At 67.1% G+C, this 589-nt stretch carries 1 pseudogene; it reads left to right on the forward strand.

Annotated elements, in window-relative coordinates:
* Nucleotides 1–16: 16 nt before the first annotated feature.
* Nucleotides 17–589, forward strand: a pseudogene (locus A612_RS01130) (beta-ketoacyl synthase); the annotation flags it as partial.

A 589-nucleotide genomic window follows, 5' to 3' on the forward strand; every position in this document is an offset into this window, starting at 1 on the left:
CGCCGATTCCGCGGAGATGGAACGCAAGGGCATCGAGCACCGCTTCTTCTCCCGCGCCAACGACCGCCGCCGTGGTGGCTTCATCGAGTCCGAGGGTGGTGGCACCATCCTGCTGGCACGCGCCTCCCTCGCTGCCGACATGGGCCTGCCGGTCCTGGGTGTCGTCGGTTTCGCCGAGTCGTTTGCCGACGGTGCGCACACCTCTATCCCGGCGCCCGGCCTGGGTGCACTCAGTGCCGCCCGCGACGGTGTGGATTCACGCCTGGTCCACGCCCTGGCCGAGGTGGGTGTTGCTGCTGATGAGATCTCGATCATCTCCAAGCACGACACCTCCACCAACGCCAATGACCCGAATGAGTCCGATATGCACGAGCGGATCGCCGCCGCGATCGGTCGCACCCCGGGTAACCCGCTGTATGTGGTGTCCCAGAAGTCCCTGACTGGCCACGCCAAGGGTGGTGCCGCGGCCTTCCAGCTCATCGGCCTGACCCAGGTGCTGCGCTGCGGTATGGTCCCGGCCAACCGTGCGTTGGACTGCGTGGACCCGGTACTGGCTAGGCACGAGCACCTGGTGTGGCTGCGCAAGCCA

The sequence above is a fragment of the Melaminivora alkalimesophila genome (genome assembly GCF_000282995.1).
Classification (GTDB): domain Bacteria; phylum Pseudomonadota; class Gammaproteobacteria; order Burkholderiales; family Burkholderiaceae_C; genus Melaminivora; species Melaminivora alkalimesophila.